The sequence below is a fragment of the Methanogenium organophilum genome, assembly GCF_026684035.1.
Lineage (GTDB): Archaea > Halobacteriota > Methanomicrobia > Methanomicrobiales > Methanomicrobiaceae > Methanogenium > Methanogenium organophilum.
Map to the genome: position 1 here is coordinate 2501664 of NZ_CP113361.1, position 20416 is coordinate 2522079.

A 20416-nucleotide genomic window follows, 5' to 3' on the forward strand; every position below is an offset into this window, starting at 1 on the left:
CTCTTAATACCCAGAGATGATCAGTCTGCTTCCAAATAATAGGTATAGCCGTCGTATGATTGGATCATAAGCCAGTATGGGCTAAATATTTTATAAATTAATTATACATGAATTATTCAAAATTCATTAATATTTTCAATCCGTCCTTTGTACCGTTCAGGTAAGCTTTGGTAGAATTTACGTTTCTTTGATGGATTAACAGTATCCCAATGGTATACCAAAATTTTCGAATAAAAAAATTGCAGAGATAAACGAATTGCTGAGAATTTTTTGCATGTTTTTTCATAAATAAAAACTCATTTCGGACCATGTAGTATATTGCAATAGATCTTCCTTTCCCAATTTTTGTTGAACCACCTCCTTTATGCCAAATCTTCGAACGATATGCATAAACAGATTTCCAACCTCCTCTAAATCCCCGTATGCCCCAGTCATTTTCTTCTCTAAATGAAACGTAGGTATTATCCAACATACCAATCTTTTTTACCATACTGACCTTTGCTAATAAACATGAACCATGCACATAATCAACATCATAGTTTTTGTCATATTGCCCAACATCAATTTCATTTAATCCAATATGCCTGGTACGGAAAATCCAGATATTTTGTTTGCCTCCTGCAAATTGGATCGTATTTTTGCTCCCATTATAATTATACTGATAAATTTTGGGTCCGACAAATCCAATGCAATTGCCACGTTCACCAACATGTATTAGTTCTGTCAGAAAATTTCTATCAACGACTGTGTCATTATTGAGAAGCAAAACATAATCTGAGTTCAGATAATTAATAGCAAATCTCATCGCAATGTTATTGCCTTCAGTAAAACCTTCGTTTTTATCATTTTTTACCAATCTTAATCTCTTATTTGGCGGTATTGATTGCAAGAATGTTTTCTGGGACAATGATGTCTTAGGGTCACTTGCCTCATATTCAATAATGTGAATAGGTTTGTTATCAATCTGGAATTTTACAAAATCCGACTGAATGGGAGTATTACCCTGGCAATAATTTCTGATCTGCTCTAATGAATCATTTTCTGATCCATTATCCACAACGATTACATCATAATTGGGATATGTTATCTGATAAACAGACTCCAGACATTCAATCGTATCCTTCCATCCATTCCAGTTCAGAATAATGATCGATACATGAGGGGTTGTTTCCGTATTATTTTTCAGATTGAATTCCATCAGACATCATCCTTACAACAATAAACATTTAATTATGCTCCACAGGACCTCCATATCACAATTGGAGGCAAACAATGGCAATACTGGTAATGGGTTGAAGATAAAATCATGTGACCAATTCCATACTATATGTCGGTTCTAAATCTCCAAGTAATTCCAAATACCTGCTATTCTGTGCATTTCGGGACAGACTATCAAGATCCAACCCCTTATCATTCCTCAGTTCTTCGAGCGTCCCATCCTCCCATTTCTTATAAAGCAGTTCAAGGCTGTCCAAAATGTGTGTGGATTGAGATAAACATCCAATTCCCAGATGATGTTTTCGGATAAGTTCGAGAAAATAGGTATTATCGCTACCAGCGACACCAAAAATTACTTTCCCACTTCGAATATAATCAAAAAATTTTCCTGTTAACACATATCGACTTGTTTTAGTGTCTGTGTGAATCAGAAACAGCACATCGCACTCCAACATATATTGTAGAGATGTTTGTGTATCAACAGGGGGCAATACTTCAAGAGTTCCAGGGAAGTGATTTTTAATGTCTTCAATTTTTTGGGATGTCTCGGCGCCGACAAATCTTAGCAGGACATTTTTGTTTTCCTGAAAAATATCATATGCATCCAGGAATGAAGAAATATTTCTGTATCCCCTATTATCAAACGAAATTCCTCCGATGTATCCAATAATCATCCTATCTGAATATGTTTGCCCGGAAACAGTCCCACGATTTTTTGCGTTCTTCAAAACCTTGTCCCAATTCTGTTTGGAATAGCCGTTTAGGACAACCTCACATTTTTCTTTTGAAAGGTTAAATTTCGATGAAGCATCTAAGAGCATTCTCTCATTTAAAAATACGACTTTATCTGCATGCTTTAGAGCATTCTGCTCAATATGCTTTGAAATAGGATATGATAAATGAGGAGTGTTCCATGGATCCCGGTAGTCCATAATAATATTCACTTCCGGGAAACGCTTTTTTATCTGTTGAACCAGACAAAAAAGCGAAAATGGAGGCCCGCTTATTATGATATTCTTAATCCCTTTTTCAGATATGGTATTCAATATTTGTTCCCGTGCATTTCTGATAAATCTGTAACCAGCCACTCCCATACCACAATTTGGCTCGTTAAAAATTCCCTTTTCAAGTGAAATGATATTTGATTTATAAAAAATATGTTTCGCACTGCCAATCATTTTCTTTTTTAAATAGCTTTCATTTTTCTCACCCTCAGATTCCAGATTGTTCTCTGAAGATATTGGCATATTTGGAGAACCAACTGGTATTGAATGAAATCGAATTGTGTTGCCATAGTTACCATAATATTCTGCATTTTGGGAGTGGACGACATATACATTATAACAATGGTCCTGAAGATAATCCGCCAGATAATACATCCGTTGGCACCAGCCCCATTGGCTATAAGGAATCATATTAAGCGTGATAATCATTACCGATTTCTCACAGTTTTCCATCTTCTATTCGCCTCTCTTTTTTGAATCAAATTATCAAATGATTGGAGGAGATTATTCAGTCATTGCTTTTTTCTGGACCAATATGCTCGCCTTCAGTAAACTGTCAAACGTCCCTGCATCGCTCCAGAATCCCTCAAGCATCGCAAATTGCATTGCACCCCGCCTGATGTAAGAGTTGTTGACATCTGTAATTTCAAGCTCGCCGCGTCCGGAGGGTGTGAGCTTTTTAATACTGTCAAACACACGGCCGTCATAGAAGTAAAGGCCGGTGACAGCATTGTTCGATTTTGGCTCTTTCGGCTTCTCTTCGATGCCAACTACCTGATCGCCGTCTACCTCGGCAACGCCGAAGCGATGGGGATCGGAGACTTCCTTGAGGAAGATCTTCGCCCCACCATCGAACATCTCGACATCCTTCCTGACATTATCCTGAAAGATGTTATCCCCAAGAATAACTGCCACGTCCTCCTTCCTGGCCCATCGCTCCGCAAGCCCGAGCGCCTGTGCAATGCCTCCGGCCTCGTCCTGGATCTCGTAGGTAATACGAACACCAAACTCCGAGCCGGAACCAAGGAGTTCAAGGAAGTCACCGGCATGGCCTTTACCGGAGACAATCATGATCTCTGTTATCCCTGCGTCAATGAGAGTCTCAAGCGGATAGTAGATCATCGGTTTGTCATAGACGGGCAGCAGGTGCTTGTTTGTCACCTTGGTGAGGGGGTGGAGACGGGACCCGGTCCCGCCGGCGAGAATGATTCCTTTCATAATGATGTCTCCATGTTTTTTGTTCCCAGGTATTCTTTCAGGGCAGCCTGCCACGGACGCATCGGGCAGGTCTTTGTATTCTCAAGGACCGAAAACTTCGGCCGTTTTGCCGGCCGGATGAATTCCTCAGACGAACAGGGCTCGACATTTGGGATAATTGCCGAGGCAAACTCGAACCAAGAGCAGACACCTTCATTTGTGATGTGATACATTCCCGGTTCACCGTTAGCGATTACCAGTGTCTTTGCAGCGAGATCGACAGTATAGGTAGGTTTCCCATACTGATCTTCAACAACCCGGACCGTCTCCATCTCATCAGAAATCCGGAGCATCGTGTCAACAAAGTTCGGGCCGTTCTGGCCGAAGAGCCACGAGGTCCGGATGATCCGGTAATCTTCCATTGCAGCCATGATCGCCCGCTCACCCCGGAGTTTCGAGGCACCATAGACATTGATCGGGTTCGGGATATCCGACTCTGTATATGGTTCCTGCGACCCGTCAAAGACATAATCAGTGCTGTAGTGGACAAGGGTCGCTCCCACCTCATGGCAGACAGCAGCAATATATCCCGGCCCTTCCCCGTTCACCGCAAACGCCAGATCCTCGTGATCCTCACACCCATCGACATTTGTGAAGGCCGCTGCATTGATGACGAGCGATGGTTTCAGATCTGAAATGAAAGAAAAGACCGCTGCTTCATCGGTGATGTCGAGCTCATGGCCCCGGCAGACTGCATCCGGATACACCTTCTGCAGGTCAGTACCAAGCATGCCGGACGCCCCGAGGATCAGCACCTTTTGGGCCATTATTGGCTCCCTTCCTTCAGGGGCCGCCACCACCACTCGTTATCGATATACCACTGCACGGTCGCCGTCATCGCCTCGTCAAAGGAGAAGGCGGGCTCCCAGCCCATCTTCCGGAGTTTCGAGAAGTCAAGGGAATACCGGAAGTCATGACCTTTCCGGTCCTCAACATACTCAATCACCGACTCGTCTTTGTCGAGCAGCCGGAGGATTGTATCCGTAATCTCAAGGTTCGTTTTTTCTTCGCCGCCGCCGATATTGTAGGCCTCACCAGGTTGCCCGTTCTCAAGCAGGAAGTCGATTGCCCTGCAGTGATCAATCACATAGAGCCAGTCACGAATGTTTTGGCCAGTGCCATAAACAGGGACTTTCTTGCCCTCCATGAGATTTGTCACAAAGAGGGGTATGAGTTTTTCAGGATACTGGAAAGGGCCATAATTATTCGTGCACCGGGTCACGATCACCGGGAGCTGGTGGGTATGCCAGTACGAGAGGGCGAGAAGGTCAGACCCTGCCTTGCTCGATGAATACGGACTCGAGGGATTCAGGTTGTCGGTCTCGACAAAGGATCCCTCAGGAGTACTCCCGTAGACCTCATCGGTTGACACATGGACAAAACGGTCGATCCCGTGCGCAAGCGCTGCGTCCAGCATCGTAAAGGTCCCAAGCACATTGGTCTTCACAAAGACTGAACCATCGGCGATGGACCGATCCACGTGACTCTCCGCCGCGAAGTGGACAATGGTATTGATATGGTATTGATCCAGGACGCCATCCACAGCTGACCGATCACAGATGTCGCCCTGCACAAACGTGTAGCGGGGATCGTCCTTTATATCTTTGAGATTTTCCGTGTTTCCTGCATAGGTGAGGACATCCAGGTTTGTGATCGAAATATCGGGATGACTCTCGAGCATGTGGCGGATAAAGTTGCTGCCGATAAAACCGCAGCCCCCGGTGACGAGCAGATGCATCTTCTCTCACTCCCAAAATGGATTAGCCGTGTTTTACGCCGGGGACAAGGCCCCAGTCGTAGGGTATTTCGTCAGTGTCGGGTGGCAATCTGAATTCATCCGGATCAGCATAGTTATAGGGGAGCGTGGGGACACTTACGAAGAAGGCAGTTTCATCTCCGATTGCCTTGAATCCATGATATACTCCTGGCGGCACGGTGATAAGAGCCGGATTTTTCTCCCCGATGAAGAGTTCGATAAGGTTTTGGTATGTAGGTGAATCCTCCCTGCCATCATAAAGAGCGACCTTCATCATCCCGTGGACACAGGTGAAGTTGTCCGTCTGCTTCTTGTGGTAGTGCCATGCCTTGACAACACCGGGATATGCTGTTGTACAGTACACCTGCCCAAACTGTGTGTAAATTTCATCATCAGAACGCAGGATTTCCATCAACCACCCGCGTTCATCGGGTATGACTTTTAGTTGTTTGATATACACCCCGTTTATATCAGTATTCATTGACACTGGATTGCACTTAATGTATATAAATCCACACGTGCACAAATAGCTATTAGATAAAATTAATGTCAAATAATGTTTGCAGATAAATAAATAATATTTTAATATCTTAAATGTTCATTATCCATCAATTATCTGAATATTTCAACTAATTCTTCCAATAGTAAGAGTAGATTTGATCTATCGTTATTGATCTGATGTTCATTGTCCCAGTTGTTATTAACTGGTATTTGGTCTGGCAGAATGAAGATTATATTTTCTCATTGCTCTGACTTTGCTTAACTCTGCTCTGGGATCCACTTCATCCAGGAATAAGAGAGATACAATGGCAATAACAATTCTCTCTATTTGATTCTATCCTGATAATTCTGAATATGGTAGTTGAACCCGACCGCATGGAGGGAAAATATAAATCTGTGTCCGGGTTTTGCAAATGGATCTGGATGGATCAGGGAATAAAACCGGCGCAATTGTCTCTAAAGGAACACCACAAACCTGGTGATGTGAAAGAGTGAACGAAAGGTCATTTAATTAATTGTTGCAAGAAGTGGGTTCGATGAATTTTTTGGAAATAGAAATATTAGAATACGCGTTTTTCTCCCAAATACCCGATTAGAGTTATTGCATAATGTTCAGAATGGAACAGATTCCCGTTCTTATGAACAAAAAAAGAGTGTTGATCTAATCTTCATTCATCGGTAACTGTGATGAATTCTGATTTCTGTTCAAAGTCAATTCCTTCTTCATTGAGCACAACGAGTGTTACCCGGTATGTACCTGGCTCTGTGTAGGTATGTGTTGGGGCCTGCTCAAATGTGGCTTCCCCGTCTCCAAAGAACCATGTCCATGAATCGGGGATGCCCTCGCTCATGTCAGTGAAAGATACCTGTAATGGTGCTGGCCCTGTTACCTGGTCAGCATCAAACGCTGCCACAGGTTCGGTAGGTACCGGAGCGTCTACGGATATGTAGCTGGTTTTTGTTTCGATGTCTGATCCATCAGAATTTGTAACTTCCAAAGTGACAGTATATGTACCTGCTTCGGTGTAGGTGTGTGACGGATTCTGTTCATTTGCCATCCAATCGTCACCAAAGTTCCATAACCATGTGTCAGGACTGTTAATGCTTTCATCTGAGAAGATAACTTCCAGCGGTGCGGTTCCTGATACAACATCCGCACTGAACGCTGCTTCTGGAGGATTCAGAACTGGTGCTGGTGTAAAACCAGCAGACCATGCAACTGCTGCATCAAATAATGCCCAGCCATCCGTTGTCAGCATTGAGGGAGATGTATCATAAAGGAAGAAGCCCACACGCTTTGCGGGGGCGTTCATACCCACCATTGCTGCACCCTTTTCATACCCATAAACAACGTATTTGTTTGGGTCATCTGAGAGAGATGCTACGGCGGCGCAATCATTGCCTGGTACACCGTAAGCCTGAAGATTATCTCCACTGGTCACCGTAACGGTGCCACTCAGGCCGGCCGCTAGTGGATGAGACTGGTCAGTAATCTGCACCTGGGTCTGACCTGTTTCCCAGTTATAATCTTCTGACAGGACAGGGCCGGTCATTTTCATATCGTCAGAGATTTCAGGTTCCCAGGTAATTACCGGGACTGATACGTCCACGAATTTGCTGTTGACGTATCTCGATAAGACAGTGGAAGAAATAATGACCAGATCCTTACCTTCTGCATCTGAGGCCGAGCTGGCATAATCGTCCACAATTGCCAGTGTATAACCATTGGCTTCAAGCTGGCTCTTTACTGCTGTATCACCTGCATTCAGGTCTGTATTACCAACAACAAACAGCACCTCACAAGAGGGCTCAACCGGTGTTGGTGTTGGTGTTGGCGTTGGTGTTGGCGTTGGTGTTGGCGTTGGTGTTGGCGTTGGTGTTGGCGTTGGCGTGGTACTTACAGACCATGCAACTGCTGCATCAAATAATGCCCAGCCATCCGTTGTTAACATTGTGGGGGATGTATCATAAAGGAAAAAGCCCACACGCTTTGCGGGGGCGTTCATACCCACCATTGCTGCATCCTTTTCATACCCATAAACAACGTATTTGTTTGGGTCATCTGAGAGAGATGCTACACCGGCGCAATCATTGCCTGGTACACCAAAGGCCTGAAGATTTTCTGCACTGGTCACCGTAACGGTGCCACTCAGGCCAGCCGCTAGTGGGTGGGACCGGTCGGTAATCTGCACCTGTGTCTGGCCTGCCTCCCAGTTATAATCTTCTGACAGGACAGGGCCGGTCATTTTCATATCATCATAGATTTCAGGTTCCCAGACAATTACGGGGACAGATACATCCATGAACTTGCTGTTGACTTTCTTTGATAGGCAGCTTGAGGAAATGATAACCAGTTCCCTACCATCTGCATCCTGGGCAGAGCTTTCAGCATCGTCCACGACTGCCACTGTGTAACCGCTGTCTTCAAGACGGTCTTTTACCGCTGCATCATCAGCAGTCAGAGTGGTCTTCCCGACGACAAACAACACCCCTCCAGAGGGCTGGATCGGTGTTGGTGTTGGTGTTGGTGTTGGTGTTGGTGTTGGTGTTGGTGTTGGTGTTGGTGTTGGTGTTGGTGTTGGTGTTGGTGTTGGTGTTGGTGTTGGTGTTGGTGTTGGTGTTGGTGTTGGTGTTGGTGTTGGTGTTGGTGTTGGTGTTGGTGTTGGTGTTGGTGTTGGTGTTGGTGTTGGTGTTGGTGTTGGTGTTGATGAAACAACATTACAGTTTTCGATCTGGACTGCGCCAGAAGGAATCGCACTGGTCAATGTAACTCCTGTTGAACCTACCGGGAGTGTATTTGATAGTATTTCAACATCATGAATGAGTGTGCTGCTGGTGTCAGATCCATCAAAGACAATCGGTTTAGCAACATCCGACACAATACTCCCGGTGTAATCCGAGTCTAAAGAATTGTACACTTTGATAACATTTGATGCCTGGTTCCCTGATGCGTGGATATCAAAGCTAGATCCTGGCCTGATTCTATCAAGTTCTATGGCAGTTCCATCAACGCCTGCTGCATTAGTCACAACCAGGTTTTCTATCTGAGCCTGCGTCAAATATTCTTTTGAGCCTATATAGAGGCCTCGTCCATTTGAGTTTGTACTCGTGCAATCCTTCATCACAATGGGATTATTGGGCCAGGTGTTGATGATGAAGAACGAGGCTGGCTTATACTGGGAAAAGTCGTTTCTTGTAATTGCAGTATTTTCATCAGTGCAATTGTATAATTTCACCCCAGATCCATCATCGATGAAAAATCCGGCTAAACCGTTCCCCTCCGTATGACAGTTCTGCAATGTGACATCTCCCCTTCCAATGAAAAATCCAGACATGAAATCCTGTTTGAATGTTGTTGGATATGGTTTCTGTCCATTGTTGTTCGCTATACAATCGGTAAATATGATATCAGTGCCAATTCCAGAATATTCTATGTGGAAACCTGATTCCCAGCATCCTTCCGCAATGCACCTTGTTATCCTAAGATTTTCAATATCATGCTCATTTTTTATTAAAAATCCTCCGACCCATTCATAAACCCGTTCATATTTTCCACAGTTGATCGCCTGACAATCCGTATACCGAATGTTTCGTATCAGTTTGTATGTGCCACTGGCAGAAGTTCTGAACCCCCATCCGCCACTATCAATGGCCTTGCAGTTTATAAACTCAATGTCTTCGATAATTTTGTTGTATCCGCTTGAATCGGACGATTGCACCAAGAACACAGCCATCTGAGTCGTATCGCATGTTCCGGTCAAATCATGGACGGCACAATGTCCCGCCCTTATGGTGATGACCCCCCCGGTGCCCCAATTGCGGGATTTTCCAGAATAATAAAATTTTTCGAGTGTGACATATTCTTTGTCAACGATAATTGATCCATTTTTCGTTAACTTCAGGAATGTTTTCGAATCACCCTGTCCGCTGAGTGTGATACCTGTCTGAGGATAAATCACTTCATCACAAATGAATGTTCCTTCGGAAAGGATCACCTCGCCCCCCTGGGGAAGTGCATTAATTGCCGCATTAATCTCATTCTGGTCATGAATTCCGTCACATACATAGTCAGCCTGACTTTTCCATAGTTCGCTGCTATCGCTTGCAGCAACCAGAAGCGAGGCTGCACTTACCGCCTGTACAAGGCAGATAAGAAATGCCGCTCCCAAGAGCAATTTGGTCACATGTTTTTTCATAGTATGACATCACCTCATGTCATTGGTGATATGTGCGTGTGATATACATATGAATATATCTATCTTGTTACGGGGGTTCATATCACACATGCAAATATATACTGCATATCCTTGGCGATTATCAGTACATGATAAATGTAACAAAAATTAATGCAAAAATTTAAATAATTAAATATTTGTGGGATATAATATCTTCTTTCAATCTCTTTGAGGATTTGGAATTATCTTTTGAAATTTTACGATATTTGATATGCCTTTCTTCCTAAAATTCACGCATCAAAAATGAATGCCCTCCATCACTATGATATAAAATATTGCCAGAGCCTTGCCATTTAATTATTACAAATTTCATTATGTTTGGATTTGTATCAATAATTAATATTGAGGAAAATAGCTAAAATCTAAAATTATGGCATCTAACCACTTTCTTTCAGATACCATAAGATTCATTCCCAACATCTCTTTTGACGATTTCAGTAGTAAGCGTCCCCCGATTTATGATTCTTTAAGAACTTTCATAGAGTGATTCCCTCCATTCTTAAAATCCAAACCATTTTGATGGTTATTCAACCCAGACATATCTCTTCTCGCCCCCCCCGGGTTTTTCTCACCCAAATCACGTTCTGAATATGTCGGGAGCAAACCTCAAGTATGGCGGAAAAGTGTTTCTTTTCATCAGAAACCTGAGAAAAATTATCCCGGTGTAATGGAAGATTCCATTTCGGAAAATAGGCGACAATGTGATTGATCCAATGTAAGAATGGGGAATATATCAGACTGGTAAGAGTCAGCCTTTCATATCCTGAAAGAGACTATGGGAGGTGTCCCAGCGTTTGATTTCTATGGGGGAGGTATGTCTTAAGCGAAATTTTTGTTTGCCAGACTCATAATTGTTGGCCGGATATCCACTCAAATCTTTACAGAGGGCCAGGGTAGTGGGTATGGGATTTGAATTCAGGTAGGTAAGGGACTCCCTCAAGCGACGTACTGGATTTTAAGAGAGTAAAATCCATACCGATCTTATGCTTCCTTGTGCACCAAATTCTGAAGAAATCGTATATTTGCAAAATAATCATATTTCCAATGATAGGTTCATTAACTACCATCCTTCTGAAAGGAAACCAAAAAATGAATTTGGTGAAGTCACATGACAGTTTATTATCTGTACTGCTCCCTTTGGCACATTGCCGGTCATAGTTATTCCTGTTGAACCTACCGGGAGGGTATTTGATAGTATCTCAATATCATGAACGAGTGTGTTTTTGGTGTCAGATCCATCAAAAACAATCGGTTTGGCAACATCTGAAACAATACTTCCGGTATAATCCGAGTCTAAAGAATTGTACACTCTTATAAGAGTTGATGCCCGGTTCCCTGAAGCGTGGATATCAAACTCAGATCCCGACCTGATATGATTAAGCTGTATGGCAGTTCCATCCACTCCTGCTGCATTAGTCATGACAAAGTTTTCCACCCGTGCTTTCGTTGAATATTCTTTTGGACCCACGTAGAGTGCACGCCCATTTGAATTTGTACTTGAGCAATTCTTCATCACAATGGGGCTATCAGGATATGTATTGATAATGTAGAACGAAGCTGGTTTATATTGGGAAAAATCGCTTCTTGTGATTGCAGTATTTTCATCAGTGCAACCGTATAATTTCACCCCGGTTCCATCATCAATGAAAAATCCGGCTAAACCATTCCCCTCTGCATGACAGTTCTGTAATGTGACATCTCCCCTTCCAATAAAAAATCCAGACATGAAATCCTGTTTAAATGTTGTTGGATATGGTTTCTGTCCATTATTGTTCGCTATACAATCGGTAAATAGGATGTCAGTCCCCGTGCCGGAATATTCTATATGGAAACCTGATTCCCAGTTTCCTTCTGCAATACACCTCGTTATTCTTACATTTTCAATATCATGTTCATTTTTTATTAAGAATCCTCCGACCCATTCATAAATGCGTTCATATCTTCCACAGTTAATTGCCTGGCAATCCGTATATCGAATGTTTCGTATCAACTGGTGTGTGCCACTGGCAGAAGTTCTGAACCCCCATCCTCCACCATCAATGGCCTTGCAGTTTGTAAACTCAATGTCTTCGATAATGTTATTGTATCCACTTGAATCGGTGGATAATACCATGAACATGGCTTGTACAGTTTCGTCAGATGTTGCAGTTACATTGTGGACAGTACAATGGCCTGCCCGTATGGTAATCAGCCCGGCAACAACTTCATCACAATCATTACCTGAAATATGAAATTGATCGAGGGAGACATTTTCTTTGTCTATTAAAATTACTCCCGATGTCGTTAACTTCAGAAATGTTTTCGTATCGCCCTGTCCACGCAGGGTAATATCTGTCTGGGGATATATTGCGTTATCGCACCTGAATGTTCCCTCGGAAAGGATCACTTCGCCCCCTTTGGAAAGGGCATCAATTGCCGCATTTATCTCTTTTTGATCATGAATTCCATTACAAACATAATCAGCTTGGGATTTTGCTTCCCTACTGCTGTCATGTGCTGCAATAAAGATGGAATTCGTGCCAGACATTTTGCCATAGGGTAAAGTAGTTGACATTGGTGTTATGGGCGTCGGCATCACATCCACCCCGGTGATCTCAAAAACACAAGGAATAATTAAAATACCAACCAGCCCTGCCAGAATTGCCACTTTCATTCCTATTCCTATATCCTCAACGATATCCTCATCGGGTATATTTAGGCACCCCCCATAAATTCAGTGATACACCGGTTCTGATTCCTGCATTATTATTTCAACTTGATAATGATCGGAATGATTCTGCGTATTTTTGATGATGGAACCAATGTTAATATTTGGAAAGGGATGTTTAAATTTATAAAATATTCCACAAGAGAAAAAAGGGGGTCTTCACTCTTCTATCTGTATAGAGAGGTAAAGATCGCGATAATTGGCATTGATCCGATCTTTTCCCATCACCTGATCGGGAGGAGCATTCTCATCAAAGAGAAGAAATTCAAGGCGGTTGTATCCCGTTTTATCGACAATGAATGTGTATACCAATTCCTCATGTTGATCATGCTCCAGAGAAACTCTGAACCGATCTAGGGGCTCCATGCTGTTGATAATTACCTCATTATTTTCAGTAGTCTGGTTCAGAAGATATATTTCCATAAGGTAAGTAATATCCCGGTACTCATGATTGTGAACACCAACGATTATCGTTTCGGGCTCTCCGATGTGAATTCGTTCTGGATAATCTGCTGCAATCCCATCTTTTCCAAGAATATAAAAATCCGTGTAATGTTCGCCCTCAGCAGGTACAAGGATAACAAATACAATTGCGGCAACCGCTACAACCAATAATAATCCAAACACCAGGATCAGGAACCATTGGAAGATTGAAACTTGCTCGTTTCCGTCTGTCATCTACTACTCACCATACAAATATTCCATCCTGCATACCTGTTCTCCCAACTATCATTCTGATTACCACAACCTGAAATATTACCATTCATCCCCCCATCCTGTGGTTCACATTCGCTGATACCGCCCGTGTTCTTTTTCAGCCCGTCCACAATACTATTAATATCTGGCTCAAACCGAGGTGGATTCCTTATCATACAACGAGAGAGAAGAGAACGGCCAATCTTTATCGAAAGGGAGGATACATTGAGCTGATTGTCCAACACTTTCATCATATGGGTGGGAAGGAAATCAGTCAGATAAAGGATATTACTCCACCCCCAATTTGAAAATCAATTATGCATCACTTCATAAGGTGTTTTCCCTGCCATGACAGATCTAGGACAAAGTTTTGATTATCCCAATCCTACGATTACTCAATACACACATACTTAATTCCGTTTAATGGCATTCAGTGTCATCGCCACATTGCACAAATACTATTGCTGGCAAAAACCTGAACACAATAACGTTAAACAAAGCCATCCCAATACGTCATTACATTCTTCTCTCTACCATAGCATATCCCCAATCAGTATTTATTTTTTCCTCATTTTTACGGATATGACAATTTAGTCAATTATTCAAAAGTCTTTTCAAAATAGGTGCACAATATTGCCTTTGATTTAATCATTCGAATTCCCATATCAATTGATTCATATGGATTTTGGAAACAATTATTGTAGACCATAATAATATTACGGATATGTCGATAGAAATAATTTGCAAAAAATATGGTATCCAATTATGAAGGATTACGACAATTCCATTATCGAAATACCCAATATGGATACAAATTCACCCGGTATAATTTTAATATTTGTGCGAATTTTCCCCCGGAATTGGACATAATTTTCCCAGTCAGTACGTCTCTCAACGTTTCCAAATTATCGTCCGGATTTAGAAATATGCTTATATTCTTGTTTAATTGCATAATTAGTAATATTTGGAATGAATTCGTGTAGGGCCCGGATGCAAAAAGTACTTCAAATAAACGGGAGTTTTAGAAATTCTCTTTTTTTAATTGCTCTGTATCAATGGCATTATTTTCCAGAATAGTAATAATGGGTTATAAATTCTGCACAATCAGCATACCATCACTGTTATGATTCACATTTATCCTGCAGATACCGAATGATATCAGAAATATCTGAACGATCAATTAACGAAATACCATAATGCCTCACAATCATATTTCTGACCTTTTCTGACTCAATCCAGCCGTTATCCAGATTATTTATAAGATTATCAATCTCTTTGATGTACGGAAGAATCTTTTCAGTCACTTCATCACTACATTCAAGGTCAATAATACTGAGAATTACCTGCAGGGGATTTCTTATATGGTCATTTAAAACAGCAAACTGCTCCATATTTTTGTCAATCTGGATAAATGCCTCTTTTTTCATATTTTCAAGAACAAAATATTCTGTTGTATCCCTCATGTACAACACAGACTGCTTAAAAACACCATTTTCAACCATTGGCATATTTCGCAAGGAGTATATTGCAAATTTCCCATTATAGCGGTATTTAATCTCTTCTTCAAAATAATCCTGTAATACAAAAGAATTCAAAAAACCCGAATCCTTCTCATAAGAGAAAAATGAACCCATTGCTTTAAGATTCATCCCCTGAATATCTCCCCGAACTCCACTATTTCTACACAGTGTTTCAAATGCATCATTGTAAATGATAATACGAAATGACTCGTCAATGACAACAAGAATATCATGAAGGGTATTAATTGTTGTTCGGTATTGAAATTCCGAATACCGTATTGCCGCTTCCATCTCTTCGCGTTCTGTAATATCACGGCATAAAACAGTTATATAATTATCCTTCTCAAAATGGGCAGAACTAATACTCAATTCCATTCGTATTACCTGCCCATCTCTCACAACCACCGGTGTCTGGATTATTTCTGATGAACCGGGTTCAGATCCTACCATTGCAAAAATCTTATGAAGCCTGCCATGATCTGCCAGATCAAAAATGGTCATATTCAGGAGTTCTTTGCTGGTGTAACCAAGCATTTTCTCAGCCTGACTGTTGGCGTCAATAATGTGCCCCGTTAAAGGTTCAAGAATAAATACAATGTCACGGGTGCTGTCAAGTGTTACTCTGAACCGTTCCAGTTCCTCCTGTTTATACTGGAGCTGAGGATAATAGCTCTTTTTTATCGAGGATTCACCAAACCCGATAATCCTGTTTCGAATCTCTTTAAGATCTTCCTCATATCGCTTATTACCACTCGCCATTTCCACGCACCAGTTTTAGGAACAAATTAGACAGTTACCAAATTATTCATCACGTAATGTGGATTTTCAAAGGACACCAGCAAACAGATGAAAGAGATCATCTGAATCAGGTATCCTTGGATTTGTTGCAATACAAGGATCAACAGCAGTATGTGCTACTAAATATGGAATATCGTCTTCTGTGGCACCATATTCAGAAAGCATCAGCACATTATCCGTCATCTCACTCATCCAGGATATTTTATCTACCATTGCCGTTACTACTTCTTTATCATCGGAAATGCCTGCAGAAATACCAAGGATATCTGCTATTTTTCGGTATTTTCGTGGAGATGAGGAATAATTATATTGAATAACACTCCGCATCGCAATTGAACTTGCAAGCCCGTGTGGCAGATCAAAAAAGGCGCCAATAGCATGAGACATTGCATGGATCAGTCCAAGTCCTGCATTGGAAAATGAAATTCCTGCATACATACTTGCCATAAGAGACTGAAACCGATAATCAGCATTATCTGCATCATCTCGTGAAAACGGAAACAAACCAGCGGTGACTTTTATTGATTCAATCGCCAGCATGTCACTAAAATGAGACGAACCATTGGATACGTATGCCTCAAGTGCATGTGTGAAGGTATCGATGCCGGAATGAATGGTGACATCATCGGGTTGTGTCATCAGGGGGATGGTATCAATGAGAGACACATCAGGAACAAGGGATTTTGATATAATGAGATTCTTAGTTTTCTGTTTTGTATTACAGATGACTGCATATTGTGAAACATCTGCTCCACTTCCCGCAGTCGTTGGAACGCAGATCAACGGGGGCATTGGATTTCTGACGAGATCAACGCCAATATAATCCGTAATTGTTCCACCATTTGCGGCAATTATTCCTATTCCCTTTGCACAGTCTAAAACACTGCCTCCCCCGATTGCAAGAATTCCGGTACACTCTTCACACAGATATGTGTCCGCACCTGCCATTACATTATAATCCCGGGGATTTTCCTCAATTTCTGAAAAAATAACATATTCTGTCCCGGTTTCATCCAGACTCTGAAGGATTTCACGCATCCAGTTCTGGCAGAAGAGATTCTCATCTGTCGCGATAAGAATATTATCAGCATGAAAATTTTTGGTGTATCTGCCGGCAAAAATTCGTGAATTGTCCCCGGTAATAATTTCCGGAATAACATATTTTCTGTGTTCACGAACTATTTCCATATAGCATATCCCCAGGGAAAAATCTGATCAGATATTCTCTGTTGATATTAAATAACATCCCATTATTGCACATGAAAGGCGTGAATGGGCATTATAATCTCATATGACATTACTTTCAGATATACGATATAATGGCTGATTCTGTGTTCATACCCTATAGAAATATCTATATTCTTATCATTAAGATGAGTTCTTTATGAGAATACCAAAGAAAGATACATTCCTATGGATTTCAATAGCCTTACTGTGCACCATATTTCTAACAGTATGTGGTGGCTGCACGGATTCTGTGCCTGATGGAATAACAGATGATGACATCATGGTTATACCCAACACTGTCACACCCACATCATCAACCGGCGAACAGGTATACGGAAATCTTGTCATTGATGTGCCGGATTTTGTTCAGCACTGGAAGCCTGACGGCACATGTTACTGGGAAGGACGTATCCATGTCACGAACACCGGCAATGAACCTGAGATGAATACTGTCATTCGTTCATATCTCATTCGTGTATCCGATGACCACAAAGAATACGTCGACAGTAAATCACTTTCCCGAATTAATCCGAATGAACCGCTATCATATGTTTCACAACTATATGGCAGCTGTGATGAAGACTACTACATTGTGGTAACTGCAGATACCGAATAATATCTCCGCATATGATTTCTTAAAAGAATAAAAAACAATCAATAACAGAATTAAAAGTCTTTCAGTATCAATCACATTTTTTACCTGATTTGCATTCATATTAAGATAAACCTGTCAAAGACCGCCCCCAGATCATCCCAAAAATGGTTTTCAGGGGGTGAAACATCTGAAATGGATGACTGGAAATTCAATCTGCTTACACAAGTATCGAGAATCTTGTCATATGCCGGAATAAATCCAAAAATTATTATTGTTTCTCCTCTTCAGTCCTGTTATGAAGATTCTTGCAATAAATGCAAGCCCCCGTGGAAAAAACAGCAATACGCTTCAGCTCGTAGAGGCAGCAATTGCAGGAGCAGCAGATGCAGGTGCACAAATAGAATATCTTGATATTTGCAGGTATGACATCAGATACTGTACAGGATGCGGGAAATGTTACCAGACAGGAGAATGCCCAATTCAGGATGATTATGCAGACATATTATCTAAAATGCAAAATGCTGACGGTCTGATAATTGGAACTCCGGTATACATTAATGCCGTTACTGCCCAGCTTAAAACCATGCTGGACCGGATGGCAGACATTATTCATTGTCAGGCATTCACCCGGAAATACGGTATTGTCATCACTACCGGTGGTGGAGGCGGTACAGATGACGTGATTTCATATCTTGGAAACACCCTCCAGGTACTTGGAGCAAACATGTGCGGCAGTGTTGGGGCAATTATGGCAGAGGGCCCTGAAAAATTTGAACAGCAAAAGAATGAAGCCACAAAAATGGGGAAAATTCTTGTAAATGCTATTACAAACCAGATTGAATTTCCCGAACAGGAGGAATTGCATGCACAGATGCGGGTCCGTATGTCTGCACTTGTTAGTGCAAACCGCGAAAACATGCAGCATGAATACCAGTACCTGAAAGAAAAGGGATGGATTGAATAATTTCAGATGACGATTGGAATGTTCTCTCCACATGCCGAACAGGTTGTGCCGTCAAGACCGACAATCTTAGTCCTGTATCCATTTCTTTCTATGAGTTGTGCACCGCAGGAATGGCAATACGTATTCTGATAGTCGGTATTTCCTACATTTCCGGTGTATGGGTACAGAATACCCTCTTCTTTTGCAATTTCACATGCTCTTTCAAGAACTGCCACAGTCGTCGGCATTTTATCAGTCATATGATATTGTGGATAAAATCCGGTGAAATGCATGGGAGTATCCGGCCCAATATTTTCCACTACCCAGTGGATAAGAGCACGGATTTCATCCGGACTATCATTCATTCCGGGAATAATCAGGGTCACGGTTTCAATATGCATCCCGCACTCCTTTGCAACAATGGTAGAGTTGAGGACAGGTTCCAGACGGGCGGAACAGACAGATCGGTAAAAGGAATCAGAGAATGATTTGATATCAACTCTGAAGGCATCAAGCATTGATGATATGTCCTTCAGCGCCTCTTCGGTGATATATCCGTTAGTTACATAAATCGTCTTCAGGTTTTGTTTTTTTGTAAGTGTACCCATATCTTTGGTATATTCATGCCAAATGGTGGGTTCATTATATGTCCAGGCAATACTTTTGCATTCATTCTCCACAGCACGGCGCACTCCCTCTTCAGGAGAAATATCCCGAAGATATCCCCGATATTCTGATATCTGTGATATTTCCCAGTTTTGGCAATGTTTACATCGAAAATTACACCCAATTCCCCCAAGAGAATAAGTATACGTTCCCGGAAGGAAATGATTCAGCGGTTTCTTTTCAATTGGATCAATTGCTTCAGCACTTACTTTCCCATAGGTGAGGGGCGTAAGAGTCCCTGCAATATTTTTTCGCACACCACAGATTCCGGTTTTTCCATCATGGATTTTGCACCGGTGTGCACATAAATCGCAGCAGATTACATCCTCCCCACAGATATGACACATATCAGCTTTTCTTACCGTCACGATCCTCCTCCTACCAATCGGTTGCCATCTGAAAAATGGCAGGGAAATGTAATAAACCTTTAAGTCCTGCAGACAAATTAATATCCTGAATGAAAACCGTAGTGATCTCACTGGGTGGCTCTGTTTTGGTACCGGATATCGCAAATAATAATATTATAAAATATCGGGATCTTCTGATTAGTCTTAAAGACACATGCCAGATTTTTATTGTGGTGGGCGGGGGTGGCGAAGCCCGTCGTTACATCGGGGCAGCGCGTGATCTGAACATTGATGAAGGAACAGCAGACGAAATAGGGATCCTCATCACCCGGCTGAATGCCCGTCTCCTGATGCATGCATTAGGTAAAGAAAGTTACCCTGACATCCCTGAATCATATAATGATGCGCTCATTGCCGGTGAAAGCGGAAAGATTGTTATTATGGGTGGTGTAACTCCCGCACAGACAACAGATGCCGTTGCAGCGGTTCTTGCAGAGCGCGCAGGAGCAGATCTTCTGATCAACGCCACGGCAGTTGACGGAATATACACAGCAGATCCACGAAAAGACGCATCTGCGATGAAAATCCCGTATCTTACTCCGGATGAACTGATTGAAATCGTTCAGAAAGGAAGGATGGATGCAGGGTCCAATAATGTGATCGATCTTGTGGCGGCAAAAGTAATCCAGCGCAGTAAAATTCCAATGGTAGTGCTTGATGGAAGATATCCGGATGGACTACTTGCTTTGATCAAGACTGGTTCAAAAACGGGAAGCCTGGTATCCTATAATCCGGATCAGACAGAATTTTGAAAATTAAAATCGGCAACTATTTTTACCCAACTCGCCAATATAATGTGCAACACAAGGGGGCAGTAGGGTAGCCTGGTCCATCCTAGAGCGTTTGGGACGCTTTGACGGCAGTTCGAATCTGCCCTGCCCCATTT

At 42.1% G+C, this 20416-nt stretch carries 15 protein-coding genes and 1 tRNA gene; 4 read left to right on the forward strand and 12 right to left on the reverse strand.

All coding sequences use genetic code 11. From position 1 onward, the window contains the following. Nucleotides 1-112: 112 nt before the first annotated feature. From OU421_RS12275 to OU421_RS12325, 11 genes are all read right to left on the reverse strand, one after another. On the reverse strand, nucleotides 113-1198 hold the full coding sequence (locus OU421_RS12275) for a glycosyltransferase family 2 protein (RefSeq protein WP_268186391.1): 1086 nt from the start codon (nucleotides 1196-1198) through the stop codon (nucleotides 113-115). 106 nt (nucleotides 1199-1304) lie between these two features. After that, the gene (locus OU421_RS12280; RefSeq protein WP_268186392.1) at nucleotides 1305-2597 is read right to left on the reverse strand and encodes a glycosyltransferase family protein; all 1293 of its coding nucleotides are present in this window, start codon (nucleotides 2595-2597) and stop codon (nucleotides 1305-1307) included. 129 nt (nucleotides 2598-2726) lie between these two features. Next, nucleotides 2727-3440 carry a sugar phosphate nucleotidyltransferase gene (locus OU421_RS12285; RefSeq protein ID WP_268186393.1) on the reverse strand — a complete coding sequence of 238 codons (714 nt, stop codon included), beginning with the start codon at nucleotides 3438-3440 and terminating at the stop codon, nucleotides 2727-2729. Then, on the reverse strand, nucleotides 3437-4246 hold the full coding sequence (gene rfbD / locus OU421_RS12290) for a dTDP-4-dehydrorhamnose reductase (RefSeq protein ID WP_268186395.1): 810 nt from the start codon (nucleotides 4244-4246) through the stop codon (nucleotides 3437-3439). Before rfbD ends, OU421_RS12285 begins: the two co-directional genes overlap by 4 nt. Then, on the reverse strand, nucleotides 4246-5217 hold the full coding sequence (gene rfbB / locus OU421_RS12295) for a dTDP-glucose 4,6-dehydratase (protein ID WP_268186396.1): 972 nt from the start codon (nucleotides 5215-5217) through the stop codon (nucleotides 4246-4248). Before rfbB ends, rfbD begins: the two co-directional genes overlap by 1 nt. Nucleotides 5218-5239: 22 nt before the next feature. Further along, nucleotides 5240-5716: a dTDP-4-dehydrorhamnose 3,5-epimerase family protein gene (locus OU421_RS12300; protein WP_268186397.1), complete on the reverse strand. Its 477-nt coding sequence runs from the start codon at nucleotides 5714-5716 to the stop codon at nucleotides 5240-5242. Nucleotides 5717-6404: 688 nt separating this feature from the next. Further along, on the reverse strand, nucleotides 6405-9932 hold the full coding sequence (locus OU421_RS12305; protein WP_268186398.1) for a PKD domain-containing protein: 3528 nt from the start codon (nucleotides 9930-9932) through the stop codon (nucleotides 6405-6407). A gap of 1099 nt (nucleotides 9933-11031) precedes the next feature. Continuing rightward, nucleotides 11032-12618: a right-handed parallel beta-helix repeat-containing protein gene (locus OU421_RS12310; protein ID WP_268186399.1), complete on the reverse strand. Its 1587-nt coding sequence runs from the start codon at nucleotides 12616-12618 to the stop codon at nucleotides 11032-11034. A gap of 219 nt (nucleotides 12619-12837) precedes the next feature. Continuing rightward, entirely contained in the window at nucleotides 12838-13356 is a 519-nt protein-coding gene (locus tag OU421_RS12315) for a DUF1616 domain-containing protein (RefSeq protein WP_268186400.1), read from the reverse strand. A gap of 1139 nt (nucleotides 13357-14495) precedes the next feature. Then, nucleotides 14496-15653: a PAS domain-containing protein gene (locus OU421_RS12320; protein WP_268187925.1), complete on the reverse strand. Its 1158-nt coding sequence runs from the start codon at nucleotides 15651-15653 to the stop codon at nucleotides 14496-14498. 66 nt (nucleotides 15654-15719) lie between these two features. Beyond that, nucleotides 15720-16880, reverse strand: a complete 1161-nt coding sequence (locus tag OU421_RS12325) for an iron-containing alcohol dehydrogenase (RefSeq protein ID WP_268186401.1) — start codon at nucleotides 16878-16880, stop codon at nucleotides 15720-15722. 289 nt (nucleotides 16881-17169) lie between these two features. Here OU421_RS12325 and OU421_RS12330 point away from each other — a divergent pair, with 289 nt between their 5' ends. Both OU421_RS12330 and OU421_RS12335 read left to right on the forward strand, forming a co-directional pair. Next, the gene (locus tag OU421_RS12330) at nucleotides 17170-17535 is read left to right on the forward strand and encodes a hypothetical protein (RefSeq protein WP_268186402.1); all 366 of its coding nucleotides are present in this window, start codon (nucleotides 17170-17172) and stop codon (nucleotides 17533-17535) included. 274 nt (nucleotides 17536-17809) lie between these two features. Then, a complete protein-coding gene (locus OU421_RS12335; protein ID WP_268186403.1) occupies nucleotides 17810-18478 on the forward strand; it encodes a flavodoxin family protein in 669 nt (222 codons plus the stop codon). A 2-nt stretch (nucleotides 18479-18480) separates the two neighbouring features. Here the strand turns inward: OU421_RS12335 and amrS are convergent, their stop codons facing one another. After that, entirely contained in the window at nucleotides 18481-19470 is a 990-nt protein-coding gene (gene amrS / locus OU421_RS12340; protein WP_268187926.1) for an AmmeMemoRadiSam system radical SAM enzyme, read from the reverse strand. Nucleotides 19471-19580: 110 nt separating this feature from the next. Between amrS and pyrH the strand changes: the two genes are divergently transcribed. Together pyrH and OU421_RS12350 are read left to right on the forward strand one after the other, a co-directional pair. Then, entirely contained in the window at nucleotides 19581-20282 is a 702-nt protein-coding gene (gene pyrH, locus OU421_RS12345) for a UMP kinase (RefSeq protein ID WP_268186404.1), read from the forward strand. Between the two features lie 56 nt (nucleotides 20283-20338). Then, a tRNA-Pro gene (locus OU421_RS12350) sits at nucleotides 20339-20413 on the forward strand. Nucleotides 20414-20416 lie beyond the last annotated feature (3 nt).

Coding starts and splice junctions, on each gene's coding strand:
- OU421_RS12320 (WP_268187925.1), bottom strand. CDS start 15,653: ATGGCGAGTGGTAATAAGCGATATGAGGAAGATCTTAAAGAGATTCGA.
- OU421_RS12285 (WP_268186393.1), bottom strand. CDS start 3,440: ATGAAAGGAATCATTCTCGCCGGCGGGACCGGGTCCCGTCTCCACCCC.
- rfbD (WP_268186395.1), bottom strand. CDS start 4,246: ATGGCCCAAAAGGTGCTGATCCTCGGGGCGTCCGGCATGCTTGGTACT.
- OU421_RS12305 (WP_268186398.1), bottom strand. CDS start 9,932: ATGAAAAAACATGTGACCAAATTGCTCTTGGGAGCGGCATTTCTTATC.
- rfbB (WP_268186396.1), bottom strand. CDS start 5,217: ATGCATCTGCTCGTCACCGGGGGCTGCGGTTTTATCGGCAGCAACTTT.
- amrS (WP_268187926.1), bottom strand. CDS start 19,470: ATGTGTCATATCTGTGGGGAGGATGTAATCTGCTGCGATTTATGTGCA.
- pyrH (WP_268186404.1), top strand. CDS start 19,581: ATGAAAACCGTAGTGATCTCACTGGGTGGCTCTGTTTTGGTACCGGAT.
- OU421_RS12315 (WP_268186400.1), bottom strand. CDS start 13,356: ATGACAGACGGAAACGAGCAAGTTTCAATCTTCCAATGGTTCCTGATC.
- OU421_RS12280 (WP_268186392.1), bottom strand. CDS start 2,597: ATGTATTATCTGGCGGATTATCTTCAGGACCATTGTTATAATGTATAT.
- OU421_RS12335 (WP_268186403.1), top strand. CDS start 17,810: ATGAAGATTCTTGCAATAAATGCAAGCCCCCGTGGAAAAAACAGCAAT.
- OU421_RS12275 (WP_268186391.1), bottom strand. CDS start 1,198: ATGGAATTCAATCTGAAAAATAATACGGAAACAACCCCTCATGTATCG.
- OU421_RS12325 (WP_268186401.1), bottom strand. CDS start 16,880: ATGGAAATAGTTCGTGAACACAGAAAATATGTTATTCCGGAAATTATT.
- OU421_RS12300 (WP_268186397.1), bottom strand. CDS start 5,716: ATGAATACTGATATAAACGGGGTGTATATCAAACAACTAAAAGTCATA.